Annotated in this window: 17 protein-coding genes; 8 read left to right on the top strand and 9 right to left on the bottom strand. The window is 53.9% G+C overall.

Annotation, left to right across the window (positions count from 1 at the left end; translation table 11 throughout):
* Window positions 1-79 precede the first annotated feature (79 nt).
* A complete protein-coding gene (sanA, locus tag J5067_RS02420) occupies window positions 80-853 on the top strand; it encodes an outer membrane permeability protein SanA (RefSeq protein WP_264643688.1) in 774 nt (257 codons plus the stop codon).
* Between the two features lie 14 nt (window positions 854-867).
* Here sanA and yeiB read toward each other — a convergent pair whose 3' ends face one another.
* The 3 genes from yeiB to J5067_RS02405 form a co-directional block, all read right to left on the bottom strand.
* On the bottom strand, window positions 868-2,034 hold the full coding sequence (gene yeiB, locus J5067_RS02415) for a DUF418 domain-containing protein YeiB (protein WP_264650351.1): 1,167 nt from the start codon (window positions 2,032-2,034) through the stop codon (window positions 868-870).
* Window positions 2,035-2,102: 68 nt separating this feature from the next.
* Window positions 2,103-2,771 carry a GTP cyclohydrolase I FolE gene (gene folE / locus J5067_RS02410; protein WP_264642194.1) on the bottom strand — a complete coding sequence of 223 codons (669 nt, stop codon included), beginning with the start codon at window positions 2,769-2,771 and terminating at the stop codon, window positions 2,103-2,105.
* Window positions 2,772-2,987: 216 nt separating this feature from the next.
* Window positions 2,988-4,664 (bottom strand): methyl-accepting chemotaxis protein, encoded by a 1,677-nt coding sequence (locus tag J5067_RS02405; RefSeq protein WP_264642193.1) that lies wholly within the window; start codon window positions 4,662-4,664, stop codon window positions 2,988-2,990.
* Window positions 4,665-5,426: 762 nt separating this feature from the next.
* Here J5067_RS02405 and J5067_RS02400 point away from each other — a divergent pair.
* The 4 genes from J5067_RS02400 to J5067_RS02385 all read left to right on the top strand — a co-directional run bounded on the left by J5067_RS02400 (window position 5,427) and on the right by J5067_RS02385 (window position 8,847).
* A complete protein-coding gene (locus J5067_RS02400) occupies window positions 5,427-6,293 on the top strand; it encodes a LysR family transcriptional regulator (protein WP_264650350.1) in 867 nt (288 codons plus the stop codon).
* A gap of 79 nt (window positions 6,294-6,372) precedes the next feature.
* Window positions 6,373-7,494, top strand: coding sequence for an S-(hydroxymethyl)glutathione dehydrogenase/class III alcohol dehydrogenase (locus tag J5067_RS02395; RefSeq protein WP_264625882.1), 1,122 nt, complete (start codon window positions 6,373-6,375; stop codon window positions 7,492-7,494).
* Between the two features lie 25 nt (window positions 7,495-7,519).
* The gene (gene fghA, locus J5067_RS02390; protein WP_264642191.1) at window positions 7,520-8,362 is read left to right on the top strand and encodes an S-formylglutathione hydrolase; all 843 of its coding nucleotides are present in this window, start codon (window positions 7,520-7,522) and stop codon (window positions 8,360-8,362) included.
* Between the two features lie 275 nt (window positions 8,363-8,637).
* Window positions 8,638-8,847, top strand: coding sequence for a KTSC domain-containing protein (locus tag J5067_RS02385; RefSeq protein ID WP_264642190.1), 210 nt, complete (start codon window positions 8,638-8,640; stop codon window positions 8,845-8,847).
* A 74-nt stretch (window positions 8,848-8,921) separates the two neighbouring features.
* Here the strand turns inward: J5067_RS02385 and J5067_RS02380 are convergent, their stop codons facing one another.
* The 3 genes from J5067_RS02380 to yieE all read right to left on the bottom strand — a co-directional run bounded on the left by J5067_RS02380 (window position 8,922) and on the right by yieE (window position 12,889).
* Complete coding sequence (locus J5067_RS02380; RefSeq protein ID WP_264642189.1) at window positions 8,922-9,884, bottom strand: 2-hydroxyacid dehydrogenase; 963 nt, start codon at window positions 9,882-9,884, stop codon at window positions 8,922-8,924.
* A 513-nt stretch (window positions 9,885-10,397) separates the two neighbouring features.
* Window positions 10,398-11,873: an amino acid permease gene (locus J5067_RS02375; protein ID WP_264650349.1), complete on the bottom strand. Its 1,476-nt coding sequence runs from the start codon at window positions 11,871-11,873 to the stop codon at window positions 10,398-10,400.
* 143 nt (window positions 11,874-12,016) lie between these two features.
* Complete coding sequence (yieE, locus tag J5067_RS02370) at window positions 12,017-12,889, bottom strand: DNA-binding transcriptional regulator YeiE (RefSeq protein ID WP_264650348.1); 873 nt, start codon at window positions 12,887-12,889, stop codon at window positions 12,017-12,019.
* A gap of 114 nt (window positions 12,890-13,003) precedes the next feature.
* Here yieE and J5067_RS02365 point away from each other — a divergent pair, with 114 nt between their 5' ends.
* Window positions 13,004-14,074 (top strand): YeiH family protein, encoded by a 1,071-nt coding sequence (locus J5067_RS02365; RefSeq protein WP_264650347.1) that lies wholly within the window; start codon window positions 13,004-13,006, stop codon window positions 14,072-14,074.
* Between the two features lie 113 nt (window positions 14,075-14,187).
* Entirely contained in the window at window positions 14,188-15,030 is an 843-nt protein-coding gene (gene nfo / locus J5067_RS02360; RefSeq protein ID WP_264650346.1) for a deoxyribonuclease IV, read from the top strand.
* Window positions 15,031-15,086: 56 nt separating this feature from the next.
* On the opposite strand, the gene fruA is transcribed toward nfo, so the two are convergent.
* The 3 genes from fruA to fruB are packed head-to-tail and all read right to left on the bottom strand — an operon-like array spanning window position 15,087 to window position 18,860.
* Window positions 15,087-16,775, bottom strand: coding sequence for a PTS fructose transporter subunit IIBC (gene fruA / locus J5067_RS02355; RefSeq protein WP_264650345.1), 1,689 nt, complete (start codon window positions 16,773-16,775; stop codon window positions 15,087-15,089).
* 16 nt (window positions 16,776-16,791) lie between these two features.
* Window positions 16,792-17,733, bottom strand: a complete 942-nt coding sequence (gene fruK / locus J5067_RS02350; RefSeq protein WP_264642183.1) for a 1-phosphofructokinase — start codon at window positions 17,731-17,733, stop codon at window positions 16,792-16,794.
* Window positions 17,730-18,860: a fused PTS fructose transporter subunit IIA/HPr protein gene (gene fruB, locus J5067_RS02345; protein WP_264642182.1), complete on the bottom strand. Its 1,131-nt coding sequence runs from the start codon at window positions 18,858-18,860 to the stop codon at window positions 17,730-17,732. The genes fruK and fruB overlap by 4 nt, the downstream gene beginning before the upstream one ends.
* Before the next feature lie 420 nt (window positions 18,861-19,280).
* Between fruB and J5067_RS02340 the strand changes: the two genes are divergently transcribed.
* On the top strand, window positions 19,281-20,459 hold the full coding sequence (locus J5067_RS02340; protein ID WP_264650344.1) for a sugar efflux transporter: 1,179 nt from the start codon (window positions 19,281-19,283) through the stop codon (window positions 20,457-20,459).
* Window positions 20,460-20,688: the final 229 nt, after the last annotated feature.

Genomic DNA, 20,688 nt, shown 5'->3' with positions numbered 1-20,688 from the left:
GGCTATGGCTTGCTTACGCCAGACGGGTAAAGTAGCCTTTGTTCATGATCATTTTTCTCATTTTGATACCCGTATGAGCATATGGAAGCGCCTGATAGTCGGTTCAGGTATTGTTCTTTGCGTATCATTACTGTCAGCATTTGCACTGGACCGGTGGATTGGCTGGAAAACGGCACCCTATATCTATGACGATTTAGCCGCACTGCCGGAGCGTCAAGTGGGGGTGGTACTGGGCACGGCAAAATATTACCGCGTTGGCGCACTGAATCAGTATTACCTGTTCCGTATTCAGGGGGCTATCAATGCCTACAACGGCGGGAAAGTCAGCTATTTGCTGCTAAGCGGTGATAACGCGCTGCAAAGTTATAATGAGCCGATGACCATGCGACGCGATTTGATCGCAGCGGGCATCTCACCCAGCGACATTGTGCTTGATTACGCGGGGTTCCGAACCCTGGACTCGATTGTGCGCACGCGCAAAGTGTTTGATACCAACGATTTCACGATTATTACCCAACGCTTCCACTGTGAACGGGCGCTGTTTATCGCCATGCATATGGGCATTCAGGCACAGTGTTATGCGGTGCCTTCGCCGAAAAACATGATGACAATCCGGCTGCGTGAAGTGGGTGCCCGGCTTGGTACGCTGTTCGATCTCTACATTCTCAAACGCGAACCCCGCTTTCTGGGGCCGCTGGTACCGATCCCGGCGGAGCACAAAATTGCCAAGGATGAACCTGATTATCCCGCCGTACCGCCCGAATTGCTTAGCACGTTAGACAACCCACCGGCAGAAAAAGAGCATGACGCTAGCGCCGACGCCAACGGTAACTCGGCACCGCAACAACCGTAATGCGGGTGACCGGATTAGCGCGAAGGCCCGGCAATCAGCCTGGTTAAGCGTCGCCATCCCCACTCCAGTGGGCCTTGTTCGAAATGACGCAGCCAGTAATGTGCCGCCAAGCCGTTAATCAACCAGATAAACGGCACGATGCCCAGCAATTGCAAACGGTCGAACTGCATAAAACCGCCCCAGTGATAAAAGAGCTGGGTGCAGATCAGCGTCTGCAACAGATAGCTGCTCAACGCCATCCGTCCGATGTCTCCTATCCAGGCTGACACCCGCCATTGTCGCAGCGTTGACCAATACCCGTAGCAGAGTGCCAGATAACCGATAGCCTGAATCGGCGCGGCAATATCGCGAGGAATTTGCAGCAACAGACCACTCCAGCGGTACTCCCAGGCAAGATGCCACTGCAACACCATGCCAACAGCATCAATCAGCAGTCCCATCGCGATAAACCACAGGGCAACTTTGCGATAATGCGCCCCACTGAACTCACCGCGCAGCCAGCCGCTGCGCATCAGCCCGGCGCCCAGCAGCAATGAGCCTGCCAGCAGCCAGCCATATTGCACACCCAGCGACAATAGACTCTCGATCAGCAGATCTATGCGATTGCGCCACGCTTCTACGCCACCCAGTTGGAGCCAATAGGCCTCGTAGGCGATGTCTGCATCACTCGGCAACCAGTAGCGCCCCGGCTCCGGGCTGAGAATCTGGCTTAATACCACCAGCATGCCGACGCCTACGGCGTACATCACCACGCCGATACGCATCAGCATACGGCTGCTGTCCGCCTGTCGGATCATGGCATAGCAGAGCAGACCGATGAGGCCATAATCCAGCAAGATATCGCCGTCCCACATGAAAATACCGTGCAATAGCCCAATCAGCATCAACCAGAACAGACGCGCATGAACCCAGCGCGTACCTCGCGGCAAAAGCAGTTGTAAACCTGCGCCAAACAGCAGGGCAAACAATGTCAGAAATTTCGCCTGGGCCAGCAGATCCATCACAGCCCAGGTCAGGGCCTCATGCAGCGCAGGGTAACCGGCGTAGGCAGGATTGAGATAAGCGGCCTTGGGCAGGCCAAACGCGGTAATATTGAGCAATAAGATGCCCAATACCGCCACGCCGCGCACGAAATCCAGTGTGGCGATACGGCGCGGCGATGAAGGCGAGTGAGGCATCATAGGAGTTTGTGCCAATCCAATGGGACGCATGCCGCCGACAGCCACACCCGGTGGCTGCGGCAGGAGGATCAGTGCTGGTGGTGACGCACGGCGCGCAGGAACTCCTGACGCGTATTCTGGCTCGATTTAAACAGACCACCCAGCGATGTGGTGGTGGTCGCGCTGGTCGCATCACAAATACCGCGCGCTTTGACACAGTAGTGCACGGCGTCAATCGATACCGCAACATTGCTGGTGCCCAGCAGGGTTTGCAGTGCGACAAGAATCTGCTGCGTCAATCGTTCTTGCACCTGCGGACGCTGTGCAAAAAACTGCACGATACGGTTGATCTTCGACAGGCCAATCACCCCTTCTTTCGGGATATAGGCGACCGTGGCCTTGCCATCAATGGTGACAAAATGGTGCTCGCAGGTGCTGGTCAGTGTGATATCACGCACGGTAACCATTTCATCCACTTTCATTTTGTTTTGAATGATGGTGATTTTAGGGAAATTGGCGTAGTCCAGACCGGCGAAAATTTCATCCACATACATTTTTGCGATGCGATGCGGGGTTTCCGCCAGGCTGTCATCTTGCAGATCGAGGCTCAGCAGATTCATGATTTCGGTCATGTGTTCGGCGATGCGCGCCTTGCGGGTGGCAGCATCCAGCAGCGCGCCGCGCAGCGGGGTTTCCAGACCGCGCGCCAGCAACGCTTCATGAACCAGCGCCGCTTCGCGACTCAACGTGGGGGTCATTCTGTTTCTTCTCCGGCAGGTGTGACATTCCAAGCGCGTTCACTCTAGTGGAGTGACGCAGGATTATCCAGTGATTGTACTTCATGATCGGTGAAATAGGTTCAACTTCATGCGGAGGGATAACGGATCATGGAACGAAAAATAAGCGTCAGACTTGTCCGCCTGACGCTGTGGGATAACAGGGTGCTTAGTGAGACGCTATTACGCCGCGGGGCGTTAGAACGTCTCCCAGTTATCGTTTGCTGAGGCACCTTTCTTGCTGCTGGCTAACAGCGCAGGCGCAGACGTTGCGCTTTTGCGCGGCAGCGCCGCCGCAGGTGACTGACGTTTATCCTGATCAGAAAGTTTGAACAACGCAACGGCTTCGGTGAGCTGACGTGCCTGATCTTCCAGCGATGCAGCCGCCCCTGCCGATTGCTCAACCAGCGACGCATTCTGCTGCGTCACACCGTCCATCTCAGCAACCGCTTGCCCGACCTGGCTGATACCACGGCTCTGCTCGTCTGACGCATTGGCGATCTCGCCCATCAGATCGTTAACCCGCGTCACCGCCACAATAATGGCATTCATCACGTCACCGGTTTGCGCTACCTGCTCGGAGCCTTTACCGACCCGCGCTACCGACTCGGCAATCAGCGTTTCGATCTCTTTGGCCGCCTGAGCGCTGCGCTGTGCCAGACTACGTACCTCACCGGCCACCACGGCAAACCCACGCCCTTGTTCGCCCGCCCGCGCGGCTTCCACCGCGGCGTTCAATGCCAGGATATTGGTTTGGAAAGCGATGCCGTTAATCACGCTGGTAATGTCGGCAATCTTTTTCGAACTGGTGGTGATACTGGCCATGGTTTCCACCACGTCCGACGCCACTTCGCCGCCGCGCCGTGCGGCTACCGCCGCATCTTGCGAGAGCGTACTCGCCTGATGCACATTCTCAGCATTCTGTTTCACCGTGGCGCTCAGTTGCTCCATGCTGGCAGCGGTTTCGGCCAAGGCGGCAGCCTGCTGTTCAGTACGCGCCGAGAGATGATTATTGCCGCTGCGAATCTCGCTGGAGCCTTGATAGATGGCACCAGAACTGTCACGAATGGTGGAGACTGTGCCAATCAATTTACTCTGCACGTCTCTGAGATAAGGGATCAGTTGTCCTACGCAGTTACGCCCAAACTCCTGGACCGGACTGCCAAGATCGCCATCAGCCATCACACGGAAATGCGCTTTGATATCGTTTAGCGGTCGCACCAGATAGTTCACCAGATAACGATCGGTGATCAATAGCATCAGAGCACCAAGCACCAATGCCGCCAGAAGCACACTTCTGCCCCATGACAGTAAAGAGTAGACTTGCTGCAATGACTCGGTTGACCGCGACGTAATGCTGTTCTGGTATTTTTCCATCGCACCGCCAAAAGCAACGCTGAGCGGCGGGTAGGTGTTCATGAACAATTGTTGGAACAGCTCAGGTTTGTTGTCCTGCGCTGCCGCAATCATTGGCTGCAACCCATTGCTGATAACCGCCTGCCAGGTGTTGACCATGGCAGAAGCAATCTCAGGCTCGACGATAGAGTGATCGGTATTTTTGAATTGTTCTAAAGCCTCGCTGGTGTTTTTTAATGCGGTCGCGGCGGCGGTCAAGGTTTTTTCAGCGTCTGCGCTGTTACCGGCCTGCTTGAAATCCATTGACCGCACCATGCGGGTCACAGTACGGAAATATTGGTCATTACCTCTCGACAACATTTCTACATTTTTTTTCTGTATTTCGCTCGCTTCAAGCAGCCCCGTCATTTTGCTTAGTGATGACATGCTATAAAGGGAAACGCCGGCCCACAACAGCAGAAAAGCCCCCAAAATGATAAGAAGCATTGCCCTGATGGTGATATTTCTTAAAAAGTTCACGGATGACTCCTGTAACTAATTCAGCGATCTTCTTTTACGCTTTTTGTCTGTTTTCCGCGTATTCATCGAGATCGGCCGTCACTGCGTGACACATAGGTGATGCGCCACAACGTATCAAACACTCCTTGTCGTGTAACAAAAAAAAACATTTACTGGTCTTAACTAACATCATCGGCAATAAACGACTCACCTTTACCCCGGCCGAGCATTAAACACGATAAAAACATCGGCAACAATAGATATAGTCAATTGTTAGCACGAACTGATTTTTTTCGTAATAAATTCCGCTTTCATTTGGTTTTTTTATTTTTGAACATGAAAAACCATTGGCCATCAGCGCCTTTTTACACCGTGTATTTATTCGCCCTGCTCCGGGCATAATAACAGTAGATATTTCTCGGGTTTTAGCCAGGAAATATTAATTTATTTTTATATATAGCAAACTAATAATTATACAAAGTCACAGTGAATATCCGGTATCACTCCCTTTAGTGAGGAAAATGTTACCCATAACCTTGCGATAACATGGCAAAAGATCAGGCATTTCCTTCATGAAGCAGGTGCAATATTGCGGTTTTGTAACAGACTTGAAATAGGTTTATCACGCTTTAGCATCGTGCTGAACGGCTTGCGCCTCAGCACTGATTTTCTGTCAGATGTAACAAGGACGTTGCCAAGTCAGGTCGTAATCGTTAGACTGAGTTAATCACTTAAAATGAATAAGTTCATCAAAGTTAGTCTCACAAAATGAAAGGTGGGTGTATGGACCTGACGCAGCTTCGGATGTTCTGCCTGGTGGCGGAAACGGGCTCAGTGGCTCGCGCCGCCGAACTGTTGCAGCGTGTCCCCTCAAACTTGACGACCCGATTGCGTCAATTGGAACAGGAATTAGGGCGCGATCTGTTTATCCGCGAGAAACAGCGGCTGCGCTTGTCCCCGGTGGGGCACAATTTTCTCTGCTATGCAGAACGTATTTTGGCATTGAGTGAGGAAGCGATCAGCATGACGCGCGCCGGTGAACCCACCGGCAATTTCGCCTTGGGCGCGATGGAAAGCCTCGCCGTAAGCCATCTGCCGGTATTGTTGTCGGCCTACCATACGCGCTATCCCGCCGTGTCTGTCGCCCTGACCTGCTCGGTGTCCAGTGATATCGTCGAGCGCGTAAGAGCCGGAACCTTGGCGACCGCGCTGGTAGACGGGCCAATACAGGCCGACGAGCTCAACGGGTGCGCCGCGTTTGGCGAAACGCTGGTGCTGGTCTCCGCCCTCGACCATGCGCCCATTACCGACCCGCAGGAGATGGCAGGCAGCACGCTGCTGGCTTTTCGCGCGGGCTGCGCCTATCGGCATAAATTGGAAAACTGGTTCCATCAGGCAGGCGTCACACCCGGTCATACGGTTGAGGTGACTTCCTATGCAGCGATGCTGGCCTCTGTCGCGAGCGGTGCCGGTGTGGCGCTGTTGCCACTTTCGGTGCTTGACGCGCTGGCAGCCCGCGATCGGGTGCAACGCCACCCGCTGCCTGAGCCGCTGGCTAACGCATCCACCTGGCTGATATGGCGACGAGACGCCTTTGGTCCCAATGTGGAAGCCTTTAAGAAACTGATTATCGAGCAGTTCGATACCTGAACCGCTTGCGCCTCTCGCCGGACAATGTCACGAGAGGCACATCCCATTACTGCAACTGCATTACCTATAGGAGCACTCCATGAACATGATCAAAACCCGCGCCGCTGTCGCCTGGGGCCCTAACCAACCGCTCTCGATTGAAGACGTTGATTTGATGCCGCCGCAAAAAGGCGAAGTCCTGGTGCGTATCGTCGCGACTGGCGTGTGCCACACCGATGCCTACACGCTGTCTGGCAAAGATCCGGAAGGCGTATTCCCGGCCATTCTGGGTCACGAAGGTGGCGGTATCGTTGAAGCGGTTGGCGAGGGCGTGACCAGCGTCGCCGTCGGCGATCACGTTATTCCGCTGTACACGCCAGAATGTGGCGAGTGTAAGTTCTGTCGTTCCGGCAAAACCAACCTGTGCCAGTCGATTCGCAGCACGCAAGGCAAAGGGTTGATGCCGGACGGCACCACGCGTTTCTTTAAAGATGGCAAGCCTATTTTTCACTACATGGGCACCTCCACTTTCGCGGAACTGACGGTAGTGCCTGAAATTTCTCTGGCGAAGATCAATAAGGAAGCGCCGCTGGAAGAAGTGTGCCTGCTGGGCTGCGGTGTGACTACCGGCATGGGTGCCGTATTGAATACGGCCAAGGTGAAACCCGGTGACAGCGTCGCCGTCTTCGGTCTGGGCGGTATCGGCCTGTCTGCCATTATCGGCGCACAGATGGCCGGGGCTGGACGCATCATTGGTATCGATATCAACACCAGCAAGTTCGATCTGGCCCGCAAACTGGGGGCGACGGATCTGATCAACCCCAAAGATTACGACAAACCGATTCAGGATGTGATTGTTGAGCTGACCGATGGCGGCGTGGACTTCTCGTTTGAATGTATCGGCAACGTAAACGTGATGCGTTCCGCACTGGAATGCTGCCACAAGGGCTGGGGCGAATCCGTTATCATCGGCGTTGCCGGTGCCGGAGAAGAGATCGCCACTCGCCCGTTCCAATTGGTGACAGGACGCGTATGGCGCGGCTCGGCGTTTGGCGGTGTCAAAGGCCGCAGCCAACTGCCCGGTATCGTCGATCGCTATCTGAAGGGCGAGTTTCCGCTAAAAGATTTTATTACTCACACCATGCCGCTGGAACAGATTAATGAAGCCTTCGATTTGATGCATGAAGGCAAATCGATTCGTACCGTTATCCACTACCGTTAATCCGCGCACAAGGAGGCACGCCCCCATGAACCAGACGCTGGAATTACTGGAAGAGCATCGCTTGTTTGGCGGTTGGCAACAGCGCTATCGCCATACCTCAAGCAGCGTGAATGGCCCGATGACGTTCAGCATTTATCTGCCGCCAACCGCAGACGATACACCACCACCGGTGCTGTATTGGCTGTCCGGGTTGACCTGCAATGATGAAAACTTCACCACCAAGGCGGGCGCACAGCGTATCGCTGCCGAACTGGGGGTGGTGCTGGTGATGCCAGATACCAGCCCGCGTGGAGACACGGTGGCTAACGATCCCGGTTACGACCTGGGTCAGGGTGCAGGATTTTACGTCAACGCCACCCAAGCGCCTTGGTCAGCGCATTATCGTATGTACGATTACGTCAGCAGCGAACTGCCCGCTTTGGTGCGTGAGCATTTCAACGTCAGCGATCGTCAGTCGATCAGTGGACACTCGATGGGCGGTCACGGTGCATTGATGCTGGCACTGCGCCATCCGGAGCGTTATCGGTCTGCCTCAGCGTTTGCGCCAATCGTTAATCCCAGCGAGGTTCCCTGGGGGCGCAAAGCCTTTACCGCGTATCTGGGCACCGACGAAACGACCTGGCGTGACTATGACAGCTGCTATCTGCTGTCACAAACCTCGGCTCGATTGCCGCTGCTGGTCGATCAGGGCGACAGCGATCAGTTTTTACCCGACCAGTTGCAGCCCGCGCGCTTGGCACAGCAGGCAGCAGAACAGGGTTGGCCGCTGACGTTGCGCACCCAGTCTGGCTATGACCACAGCTATTATTTTATTGCCAGCTTTATTGAAGACCACTTGCGTTTTCATGCCAGCCATTTGAAGGCCTAACCGGCCTCCCCCAATGAGGCAGATCGTCTGGTCTGCCTCATTTTCCTTTTGTGATCGCAGTCACTCGGTACTTGGCAATCAGCAATGACAGCGCGCGTTGATAGCGTTTTTTGCGATATCGCAGACAGCAACTGATTGTTAAACTGCTTTTTTTGTCACACAATCGTAAATCGACTTGGCAATGCAAGAAACTGTTTCAGGGACCTGTTTAGCTGAACACTGCGTCAGAATAGGACGAGGTTTAAACAGGGGGATTTCACTGGGAGGGATTTGATTTGCAACGTAAACGAGTGGCTTCAAGCGAACTGTTTTCTGTCGGCTATGACGAAGAGAAAAAACATCTGGAAGTTGAACTGCTGAACGGCAGCACCTATTTATACAAAGGTGTCGCACGGATGATCTATGAAGAGTTGCTGTCCAGCACGGCAAAGTATCGCTACTACACGCGCTACATCAAAAACTCATTTCCCTACGATAAACTGTAATAACACGGCAAGCGCCTTATCGGTAGCGGGCCTATAACGGCCCGCTGCGCGCTATCTCAAGACACGGAACAGCGTTAGAGCCCCTGCTGCTGCACAAACTCATCGATATTGGCGATGGTTTTCTCCATCAGCACTTGCAACGACGAGCCGGATGTCCAGGCGATATGGGGAGTAATCAACAGGTTTGGCATGGTTTTCGCCGCTTTCATCAACGGGTTATCTAACGCCGGTGGCTCCTGTGTCAATCCATCCAATGCGGCACCCGCGATACGGTGCTGCAACAGTACCGTCAGCAGTGCCGGTTCATCCACCAACGCGCCGCGCGCCGTATTGATGATAAATGCCGACGGTTTACACAGTGCCAGCGTCTGGGCATTGATCAAACCCTGGGTCTCCGCTGTCAGTGGGCAATGCAGCGAGATAACATCGGCCGTTTGCATCACTTGGTCGAACGGTAAGTAGCCGGGCCGACACTGCGCCGCGCTGCGCCGTTCCGCAAACAGCACTTTCATTCCCACCGCGCTGGCCAATCGTGCTACCTCTTGCCCTATCGCGCCGGAGCCAATGATGCCGAGCGTTGAGCCCGCGATGTCTTTTACCGGATGATCGAAATAGCAAAACTGATTGTGCTCGGCCCAGCGATCGCTGAGCTGATCGCGATACCAGCCCATCAGGCTATGCTTGAGAGAAAATATCATCGCGATCACGTGTTCGGCGACCGATTGCGTCGAATAAGCAGGAACGTTGCGTACAGCGATCCCCAGTTCCTGTGCGGCGGCAATATCAATGTTGTTCACACCGGTTGCGGTAACCGCGATCAGTTTTAGCGCGGGCAACGCTTGCAGGATCTCACGCGTCAGCACCACTTTATTGGTGATAATCACCTCGCACCCTTGCGCGCGTTCCACCACCAGTTCCGGCGGCGTATAGCTATATTCGATCCATTCGTGTTGACATTGCGGTCTGCGAAAAAAATGCTTTTTCCAGAAAATAGTTTCAGGCAATGCCCCTTTATCCAGGAAAGTGATTTTCAACATGATGTCAGCCCCGAGAGTTATCGTTGTGATTTATTTGATGATAATAACAAACATTAAAAACGACAATGAATACTGTTTTTTATGCGATGAAGGTTAATTTTTTTCATATTGCCACGACTTATTGTCATTCGACACTTTTTTTACTTTAACTAAATAGCACGTGTTGTTATCAACAACCGGGAATAATGTTAATTCGCACATCAAGTTAACTGCAAATGGCATTGAGTTTATTAACATTCATCGTTGTGACTGACGCCAATGAAAGACGCTTTTTGATCGAAATGATGGTGGATGCGCGCCAAATAGTTACCTTGGTAAACTATTTGTCACTACGCTTATACAATATGATAGAAAAGCACGGCGGATATACTGAATTACGACATAAGCGGAGAAATTCTTTTACGCGTTGCGAATTAACGATGTCACCACATTATTCAACAGCAGTCTATTTCCATAAAAAACGCCATTGGTAATCAGATTACCAATGGCGCGATCGAATCACACGCTTAACCGTTATTTGTGAAAGTCAGGAAAAGTCATTTCTTCATATTTCACAAAACGCGTTCCGCGAGACAACTTATAACCGAACCAAATCAGCAGAAATAATGGAATGCCAATATAGGTTGCGGTAACGCCATACCAGTCAATGTTATCCTGCAAAAAGGCCTGGTAGTTTTGCCCCAGGGTGATCAGCAGACAGAGCACAAACGCAAAGATAGGCCCAATGGGGAAGAATCCCGAGCGATATGGCAGCGCGTTAAGATCCAACCCTTGCTGCACATAGCCACGGCGGAAACGATAATGGCTAATCGCAATCCCCAACCAGGCGATAAACCCGGTCATGCCGGAGGTATTCAGCAGCCAGAGATACACCGTTTGGTTACCAAACATCGAGCTCAGAAAACAGAGACCTGCCACCACGGTAGTGGCATACAGCGCATTGCGCGGCACTCCACCTTTGGAGAGTTTCGCGAATATCCGCGGTGCCTTGCCTTCCTGCGCCAGGGTAAAGAGCATACGCGTTGAAGCGTACATCCCGGAGTTACCCGCAGAGAGCACCGCCGTCAGGATTACCGCATTCATCACCGCCGCCGCTGACAGCAGCCCGGCATTCTGGAACACCAGGGTAAACGGGCTGACCGTAATGTCTTTGACATCATTACGCAGCAAGTTGGGGTCGGTATAAGGGATAATCAGGCTGATAATCAGGATGGCAAACACGTAAAACAGCAATATACGCCAGAATACCTGACGAATAGCGCGTGGAATATTTTGCGCAGGATCTTTCGATTCGCCCGCCGCTACGCCGATTAGTTCGGTCCCCTGAAAGGAGAAGCCAACGATCATCGCCACGCCAATCATTGCTGAGAAGCCGCCAGAAAAAGGCGCATCGCCAATTTGCCAGTTGTGCCAGCCCGCGTTCTCTGCGCCGCGCAGAATACCGACAATCATCAGCACGCCAACGGCGATAAAGACCACCACGGTGATCACTTTAATCAGTGAAAACCAATATTCCGCCTCGCCAAACCCTTTCACCGAGATGTAGTTAAGCAGGAACATCAATACTAAAAACAGGGCACTCCAAATCCAGCCGGAAACCTCAGGGAACCAGTAACCCATCACCAACTGCGCCGCCACCAAATCGACGGCAATCGTCACCGCCCAGTTGTACCAGTAGTTCCATCCGAGCGCGAAGCCGAAACCCTCTTCTACGTATTTGGCGCCGTAAGTGGAAAACGATCCCGACACCGGCATAAACGCGGCCAGTTCGCCCAGGCTGGTCATCAAAAAGTAGACCATCAGCCCGATAAGCGCATAGGAGAGCAGCGCGCCACCGGGACCGGCCTGGGAAATGGTCGCACCTGACGCGACAAACAGACCGGTGCCGATGGAACCGCCAATGGCAATCATGGTGAGATGCCGCGCTTTAAGCTCACGGCGCAGCGTAGGCGCGCCCTGAGATGTGCTATGTAATTGTTGCTGAGCCATAATATCCTGCGCTCTGTCTAAAATGAGGCGGGATTGTAGCAAATCGTTTTCTACAGAAGCGCAATCATTATCGAGTTATAAGAGAGCTTCATAACTGCCGCGCCATCATTAGCAATAAGAAAGTCGAATGGCTGCTGCGACCCCTACTTTGCCAGCTGACAGTATTCCAGAAAGCGTTGCAGCACATTGGAAAGGTGTTTTTGTCTGTGGTGCACCAGATAAAGTGTGCGCATCAAACGCGGTTGTTCCAATTGCAACGCCACCAGCGACCCCGCAGCAAGCTGATCGGCAATGACGCGGCGCGACAGGCAACTGATACCAATGCCGTGGCGCACGGCGTGTTTGATGGCCTCCGAGTTCCCTAACTCCATCACCAGTTTGAAATGGGGCAGTTGTGCCAACAGTTGGTGATCGAGGATTTCCCGCGTGCCTGAGCCACGTTCACGCAAGATCCACGGCGCTTCCGCCAGCATGGGAACTGTCAGCCTCTGCTGCGCAAGGGGGCTATCGGGGGCGCAAAAAACCACAAGCTCATCCTCCAGCCAGGGCTGCGTCACCAAATCCGGGTGATGACAGGGCCCCTCGATAAAACCGAGATCAACGCTGAATTCCGCCACCGCCGTCACTACGTCCTGGGTGTTTCCCACGTGAAGCTCGAAAGGGATGGAAGGGAAATCCTGCCGATAGCGAGCGATCATGGCAGGTAGCAAATAGTTACCAATGGTGCTGCTGGCAAACACGCGTAGCGCGCCATTCTCTTGCTGGAACATTTTCTCTATCTCCAGCGACTGCTCCAGAATGGCCAATGCTTTCGGATACAGCAAGCGCCCATGCTCGTTCACCACCAGCCGCTTACCAACGCGATCGAACAGTTGTACGCCCAGTTGCGCTTCTAAATCCGATAACGCTGCGCTCACGGCAGACTGAGAAAGGGCCAACATAACGGACGCTTGTGTTGTCGATCCGCTTTTCAGTACCTCTGCAAAAACTTCAAGTTGTCTCAACGTGATGTGCATCGTTCGCCCTTACCGGAAATAGCAATAGGTTATAAGCATATAATCAATTTCTCTTTTATGACCACTCATCATAGGCTATGTCCCAGATTAGCTCGACTTCAAACAGGTATTGCAATGGCATCTCTTTCTATAATTCAAGGCGATAAATCAAGCCATCCGCTTTTGTGCAAGCTGCCTGGCTTGCTTTTTATTGCCCTTATGACCGTCGGTTTGCTGCAACTGGCCGCGCTGCCCTCGGTTGCCCGCATGGGATTGGGTTCACTCACCCTTGCCATGGTTGGCGGCGCGTTGCTCGGCAACACGCTTTATCCACACCTGCAACGCTACTGTGATGATGGCGTTAATTGGTCAAAGCATCATCTGTTGCGTTTAGGCATTGTGCTGTATGGCTTTCGTCTCAGCCTGCAACATATTGCTGCACTGGGTATCAGCGGGCTCATCATTGACGCATTGGTGCTGACATCCACCTTTCTTCTTGCCTGCTATCTGGGTAAAACCCTGCTTGGCCTGGATGACAAGACAGTATATCTCATCGGTGCAGGCAGCAGCATTTGCGGCGCCGCAGCGGTGCTCGCCACCGCGCCAACGGTCAAGGCGGAGGGCGACAGCGTCGCGATTGCCGTCGCCACCGTTGTCATCTTCGGCACTATCGCCATGTTTCTTTATCCTTGTCTCTACTCGCTTGCCATGACTGGCGACTATTTACCCATTTCGCCACAGATGTTCGGCGTTTATATTGGATCTACCGTGCATGAAGTGGCTCAGGTCGTGGCGGCAGGCCACAGCATTGCGCCCGATGTCGAAAACACCGCGGTGATTAGCAAGATGTTACGCGTCATGTTGCTGGCTCCGTTTCTCATGGTATTGGGGGGATTTCTGCAACGCCGCACCAGCAGCGGTGAAACAGAAAAAACGCCGATGGCCTTCCCTTGGTTTGCCGTGGGTTTTATCGCCGTTGCTGGCTTCAATTCGCTCCACTGGTTGCCTGATACCTGGCTCACTGCACTCCACCAGATTGATAACCTGTTACTGACGATGGCGATGGGCGCATTGGGCGTGACAACCCGCCTTAGCGCCGTACGTCGTGCAGGCGTCAAGCCTTTGCTGCTGGCGCTATTGCTGTTTATCTGGCTGATTGTCGGCGGTGCCGGTATCAACGTTGGCATCACGGCCCTGTTGGCATAAGTACGCCGTTTTTGCGCTGAGCGGTTAGCATGTTGTTACGCTTTTTAGCGCAAGCGATCACCTTTGGTTAATAACAATGGCATACTGTGCGCCAGAGCAATAAGGAGAACAGCATGAAATATGTAGGCGCACACGTCAGCGCGGCCGGCGGTGTGGATCAGGCAGTCATCAGAGCCCACGAACTCAAGGCAACCGCATTTGCCTTGTTCACCAAAAATCAGCGCCAATGGCAGGCCGCACCGTTATCCGACACGGTCATTGCGCAGTTCAAGGCTGCCTGCCAGCAGTACGGCTACCAAGCGGGACAGATCCTTCCCCACGACAGCTATCTGATCAATCTCGGTCACCCGGACAGCGACGCGTTGGAGAAATCACGCAGCGCCTTTATTGATGAAATGGCGCGTTGCCAACAATTGGGGCTGTCATTGCTTAACTTTCACCCCGGCAGCCATTTGAAACAGATTGATGAGCGTGACTGTCTGGCGCGTATTGCCGAGTCGATCAATATCGCTCTTGATGCCACTCAAGGCGTAACGGCCGTCATCGAAAACACCGCCGGGCAAGGCACCAACCTGGGATTCCGCTTTGAACATCTGGCGGCCATCATCGATGGCGTCGAGGACAAAACCCGCGTGGGCGTCTGCATTGATACCTGCCACGCCTTTGCCGGTGGCTACGATCTCCGCACCGACGCCGCCTGTGATGACACCTTTGCCGAGTTCGAGCGTACCGTGGGTTTTGATTATCTGCGCGCTATGCACCTTAATGACGCCAAAAGCGCCTTTAATAGCCGCGTCGATCGCCACCACAGTCTGGGCGAGGGAAACATCGGGCACGCGCCCTTCCGCTATATCATGCGCGACCCGCGTTTTGACGGCATTCCGCTGATTCTGGAAACCGTTAACCCGGATATCTGGGCCGATGAAATTGCCTGGCTAAAAGCACAAGCCGCATAAAAAACGCCAGCCTTACGGCTGGCGTTTTCGCATCGCGTTCAGTATTGGCTTACCACTTACGCCGCTTTCACCAACTGCTCGTCAGGACGTTTCAGCACAGCATACAGCAGACCCGCCACCGCCGTGCCCGCCAGAATCGCGAACAGGTAACCCAGTACCGGCGTGATCGCCCCTGGGATCAACAACACAAACAGCCCGCCGTGCGGTGCCATCAGGTGTGCGCCCACGGCCATCGACAGCGCCCCAGTAATGGCCCCCCCCAGAATACAGCACGGCAGTACACGCATCGGGTCACGGGCAGCGTAAGGGATTGCCCCTTCAGAGATAAAGCACAGGCCGAGCACAAATGCGGCTTTGCCCCCTTCACGCTCGGACGCGCTGAATTTCTTCGCGGCCACCAGCGTCGCCAGCCCCATCGCCAACGGCGGAACCATGCCTCCGGCCATAACCGCCGCCATCGGCGCATAAATCTGGCTACTGAGCAGTGTGGTACCAAACACGTAGGCCACTTTGTTCACCGGACCGCCCATATCGGTACACATCATGCCGCCCAGAATTGCGCCCAGAATCACCGCGTTAGCCGTGCCCATGGATTGCAACCAGCTGGTCAAGCCCGTCAGGATTTTCGCCACCGGCGTACCTACCACGTAGATCATGATGAGACCGGTGATGAGCGTCGCCACTAGCGGAATAATCAGGATCGGCTTCAGGGCAGACATACTTTGCGGCAGCTTGACATGGTCACTGAGCGCTTTCGCCAGATAACCCGCCAGGAAGCCCGCGATAATACCGCCCAGGAAGCCCGCACCGGTACTCATGGCCAGCATACCGCCAACCATCCCCGGTGCCAGACCGGGGCGGTCAGCAATAGAGAATGCAATGTAACCCGCTAACACCGGTACCATCAGCTTAAAGGCAGAACCGCCCCCGATGGTCATCAGGTGTGCTGCCAGCGTGCCTTCCTCTTTAAACGCCTCAATGCCAAACAAGAATGAGAGCGCGATACACAAACCGCCCGCCACCACCACCGGCAGCATGTAGGACACGCCCGTCAGCAAATGGCGGTACGGTCCGGCGCCGCCCTTTTTCTGTCCTGTACTGGCTGGCTGTGCACCACTTTGCGCCGATGACTGGTACACCGTGGCTTCTGCCTGCGCTTTATCCAGTTCCTGCGCCGTTTTCTTCAGCGCAAGGCCGGTTGAAGTGCGGTACATTTTTTTGCCAGCAAACTTCGACAGATCCACTTCAATATCCGCTGCCACGATAACCAGATCGGCCTGCTCGACTTCTTCCGGGGTGATAGCGTTACCGGCGCCCACAGAGCCGCGCGTTTCCACTTTTACCCACCAGCCGCGTTTTTTCGCTTCCTGCTCAATGGCTTCTGCTGCCATAAAGGTGTGCGCCACGCCGGTCGGACACGCCGTCACTGCCACGATACGCGGCACTGAAGGCGCACTCACCGGTGCCGCCGCGGGTGCCTGATACGGCTCCGCCTGCGCTTTGGCCTGCGTCAGGAACTGTTCTGGCTGGCTTGCAGCCAGCTCAACATCACCGACATACACCTTTCTGCCGTTTAGCGCGCTGTCAGCAGACAGTGCACCGCCCAAGACAATCGCCAGTTCGCTTTCATCGATCTTGTCAGTCAGCGTCAGGTCCGCTTTCGCGGCCGCCGCGCCGAGCAGTTTTTTCACCAGGTGGCTTCTGGCAAGCCCCAGTGATTTATCTATTATCAGCAGCGTTTTCATGATCTATCTCTTGCTGTTAGTGATTGAAGGGTTTCAGGTCGACACGCGCCATCATCGCGGCCAACTGAGGTCGATCGGTAATGCCAACATTGCTTTGGCTTACGGCCAGCGCAGACACTGCGGTTGCCAGTCGTAAGGTGTGTTCACTCGATTCACGCATTAACAGGCCATAAATCAATCCGCCGACCATCGAATCACCGGCACCTACGGTGCTGACAACATCGCAAGCCGGTGGCTTGGCCAACCAGGCACCCGAGGCGTTAACCCACAGAGCACCTTCCGCCCCCAACGAGATCACCACATGAGCGATACCTTGCTCGCGCAGCGCGTGGGCAGCGTCTACCACATCTTCCAGCGTGGGCAGCTTGCGGCCAGCCCAGATCTCCAGCTCACGACGGTTGGGTTTCACCAACCAGGGCGCGGCCTTCAGCCCGGCGACCAGCGCCTCACGGCTGCTGTCGAAAATAATGCACGGGCATTGGGTACGCAGGCGTGACATCCAATCGGTAAACGCATCCGGATCGACGCCCGCTGGCAAGCTGCCGCTAACCGCAACCATATCGAACTGCCCTAACCAACTGAGCGAATCATTGACGAAGCGCTGCCAGTCTTGCTGTGTAACATCAAACCCGGAGAAGTTGAGATCGGTCACTTCACCGGCCTTTTCCGTCAGCTTGACGTTGATACGCGTGCGGCCGGGTACAACCTGAAAACGGTTGGCAATGCCCAGTTCGCTGAACAATTGCTGAAAGCCGTCCTGATTGTCTTTGCCCAGAAATCCACCCACCGTGACGTCAATCCCGAGGTCTTTCAGCACTTTGGCAACATTAATACCTTTGCCTGCGGCGTGAAGACCCGCCGTTTGCACCAGGTTGACTTCACCCCGTTCGATCTCAGGGCAATATCCCACCAGGTCATACGCGGGATTCAGGGTAATGGTGGCAACTCGCCTGCTCATGCTGCGCCCTCTCCTAATCCAGAATTAATCGCTTCGCCAATCGCAACCAACGCCTGTTCAGCATCGCTGCCCGCTGCGGTAAAGCGCAGCTTATGGCCCTTTTTAACGCCCAGCGCCACCACCTTCATCAGGCTGCGGCCATTGGCCGGTTTACCCGTACCGTCAAGGTTGGTCACCGTGATCTCACTGGTGAACTGCTTGATAACATTCACCAGCATGGTACCCGGACGTGCGTGCAGTCCGTGCTCGTTACGGATGGTGTAATCTGCGGTCAGCACGTCGTTGTCTTCCGGTACGTCGCTGGTCAGCAATGCCAGCAGCGTGGCAGCATCGGCCTTCAGCAAGCGTTCAGCTTTCTGCGCAATCAGCAGGTTGCTTAAATAATCAATCGGGGCCAACGCTTGTTCATCTGCGGCGGCAACCGTAATTAACAGCGCCACCGGCTCATCATGTGCGGTAAACGCAGCGGTCGGGCGGCTTACGGTGACAGCACTCGCCAGATTGCCCTGTGGGTTATCGCTCAACCACACCCCTTGACCCAGATACAGCGGCTTCTGGCTGACGACCGCGCTGACAAACCCGGCATCGACGGCACCGATCTGCTGCAAGCGGCCCGCGTTCAGCGCCTGTAGCGTCAGCAGGCTGTCAGTTGCGACGTCCAACGTAATCAACGAGGTATCAAAACGGAAATCCGCGCCCTGCTGCTCACCCATCAGCAAACTGCGCAACTCTTCTGCTGACGCCGTTTTTGCCATACGCTCTGCAACGTTTTCATCGCTTAACACGTGGGTTAGCTGACGCAATAACGCCAGGTGTTCATCAGAACGCGCAGCGATACCCAGCACCACATAGGCGGTTTCCTCTCCCCAGGCAATCCCCTGCGGAAATTGAAACACCTGAACGCCGGTTTTCAACACCAGATCGCGCGTATCGGTTGTGCCGTGTGGGATAGCAATACCGTTGCCTAAATAGGTCGACGTTTGCAGTTCACGCTGCAACATGCCATCGACATACGCCGGGCTGACACACCCGGCAGCAGCCAGCGCGGCCGCCACTTGCTGGATAGCGTCCTGCTTATTACCAGCAGTCGCCCCCATATGAATATCTTGCTGTGATAACTGGAACATGACGCTCCTCTCCGCTTTTGTTGAATCGTTTCAGCAAACAAATGAAGATATAAGGCCACAAATGGCAAGCAATGCAAAAAAAGGATGACTGAAACGTTTCACTGAGTCTGTGCCTAATGTTGCTTTTATGCAAATATTCCACGGCATTCATGTGATGGATTTTTGACATCACGCACATTTTAGTTATTCAGCATGCTGAATTGATAGTGAAAAACCATACTAGCTGAAGGCCTGCTGAAGCAAAAAAGATGAAACATCTTTTCAGAATGCGCAATGCTCGCGTAGAATACGCGCGCTGTGTGATTACAGCCTGCATTTTCTGACTCAAACGGCACTGACTCTCATCTTGCACGTTTTTTGCACGCGCGTATCTTCCATACGTTTTCTGACTCACAAACGCACTGCCCTAGATTGTTAATTATGTCTATATTGAACTCCGTACTGCGGCGTCAGCCCGATCTGACATCCTCTGCGTTCCTGGTTATTGCTTTCCTGACCGGTATTGCCGGGGCATTGCAATTGCCGACGTTGAGCCTGTTCCTTTCGACCGAAGTGAAGGTAAACCCGCTGATGGTGGGGCTCTACTACACGGGCAGTGCCGTTATCGGCATTGTCGTGAGCCAAATGCTGGCAACGCGCTCCGACAAGCAAGGCGATCGTAAACGGCTGATTCTGCACTGTTGCATACTGGGTGCGTTGGGATGTGTGCTGTACGCCTGGAACCGCAATTACTTTATCTTGCTGATTGTCGGCGTCATTCTCTCAAGCTTTGGTTCGACCGCTAACCCACAGCTGTTCGCGCTGGCGCGCGAGCATGCCGATCGCACGGGGCGTGAAGCGGCGATGTTCAGCTCAGTGATGCGTGCCCAGATCTCCCTGTCCTGGGTGATTGGCCCGCCGGTGGCGTTTGCTCTGGCGCTGGGTTTTGGCTTCCCGGTGATGTACCTCAGCGCAGCGGTTGTCTTTTTGTTGTGCGGCGCGCTGGTGACCTTTCTGCTCCCTTCAATGCCGAAATCCGCATTGAAAACCGATACTACGCTGGCATCGCCACGTCAAAACCGGCACGACACGCTGCTGCTTTTTTTCGCCTGTACCGCCATGTGGACGTGTAACGGGGTTTACCTGATTTCCATGCCGCTCTATGTGGTCAACGCCCTGGGGCTGTCTGAGAAGCTGGCCGGGATCATGATGGGCACCGCAGCAGGGCTGGAAATTCCTGTTATGTTGATTGCGGGCTATGTGGCAAAACGCGTTGGCAAACGCTTTTTGATGCGTATTGCCGTTGGCGCAGGACTGCTTTTTTATGTCGGACTGGTGCTGTTCAGCACAGAGTGGGCGCTGTTAGCATTACAGCTGCTGAACGCTGTTTTCATCGGTATTTTGGCCGGTATTGGCATGCTCTATTTTCAGGATTTAATGCCAGGACAAGCGGGCACCGCTACAACGCTGTTTACCAACACCACCCGCGTGGGTTGGATCATTTCCGGGTCGCTGGCAGGCATCGTGGCACAATTCTGGGGGTATCACGCCGTGTTTTTTATCTCCCTGTTAATGAGCGTCGGGGCGGGTTACTGTATGTGGAAAATAAAGGATGTATAGTCGCCTTTAAAATACCGTCATAATTCAATCAATAATAATTCGCAGGATAACATCCTGCGAATTTTATTATATTTACAACAGCTGTAAGCAATCTCTTATTTTCATACAAGCCATAATGCAGTTTCTTATATCAACTAAAATAAAAAAGTAAATATTTACGGGAAAAATGGAATCTGTAAAACCCGAAAACCGCTTTTATCACACACCTAATATATACCTTGCTAAGCGT

Source organism: Candidatus Symbiopectobacterium sp. NZEC151, from assembly GCF_025962655.1.
Classification (GTDB): domain Bacteria; phylum Pseudomonadota; class Gammaproteobacteria; order Enterobacterales; family Enterobacteriaceae; genus Symbiopectobacterium.
The sequence above is the reverse complement of the archived record's forward strand: the minus strand, read 5'-3'. Positions and strand labels throughout refer to the sequence as shown.

Coding starts and splice junctions, on each gene's coding strand:
- yeiB (WP_264650351.1), bottom strand. CDS start 2,034: ATGATGCCTCACTCGCCTTCATCGCCGCGCCGTATCGCCACACTGGAT.
- folE (WP_264642194.1), bottom strand. CDS start 2,771: ATGACCCCCACGTTGAGTCGCGAAGCGGCGCTGGTTCATGAAGCGTTG.
- J5067_RS02400 (WP_264650350.1), top strand. CDS start 5,427: ATGGACCTGACGCAGCTTCGGATGTTCTGCCTGGTGGCGGAAACGGGC.
- J5067_RS02395 (WP_264625882.1), top strand. CDS start 6,373: ATGAACATGATCAAAACCCGCGCCGCTGTCGCCTGGGGCCCTAACCAA.
- fghA (WP_264642191.1), top strand. CDS start 7,520: ATGAACCAGACGCTGGAATTACTGGAAGAGCATCGCTTGTTTGGCGGT.
- J5067_RS02380 (WP_264642189.1), bottom strand. CDS start 9,884: ATGTTGAAAATCACTTTCCTGGATAAAGGGGCATTGCCTGAAACTATT.
- J5067_RS02375 (WP_264650349.1), bottom strand. CDS start 11,873: ATGGCTCAGCAACAATTACATAGCACATCTCAGGGCGCGCCTACGCTG.
- yieE (WP_264650348.1), bottom strand. CDS start 12,889: ATGCACATCACGTTGAGACAACTTGAAGTTTTTGCAGAGGTACTGAAA.
- J5067_RS02365 (WP_264650347.1), top strand. CDS start 13,004: ATGGCATCTCTTTCTATAATTCAAGGCGATAAATCAAGCCATCCGCTT.
- nfo (WP_264650346.1), top strand. CDS start 14,188: ATGAAATATGTAGGCGCACACGTCAGCGCGGCCGGCGGTGTGGATCAG.
- fruA (WP_264650345.1), bottom strand. CDS start 16,775: ATGAAAACGCTGCTGATAATAGATAAATCACTGGGGCTTGCCAGAAGC.
- fruK (WP_264642183.1), bottom strand. CDS start 17,733: ATGAGCAGGCGAGTTGCCACCATTACCCTGAATCCCGCGTATGACCTG.
- fruB (WP_264642182.1), bottom strand. CDS start 18,860: ATGTTCCAGTTATCACAGCAAGATATTCATATGGGGGCGACTGCTGGT.
- J5067_RS02340 (WP_264650344.1), top strand. CDS start 19,281: ATGTCTATATTGAACTCCGTACTGCGGCGTCAGCCCGATCTGACATCC.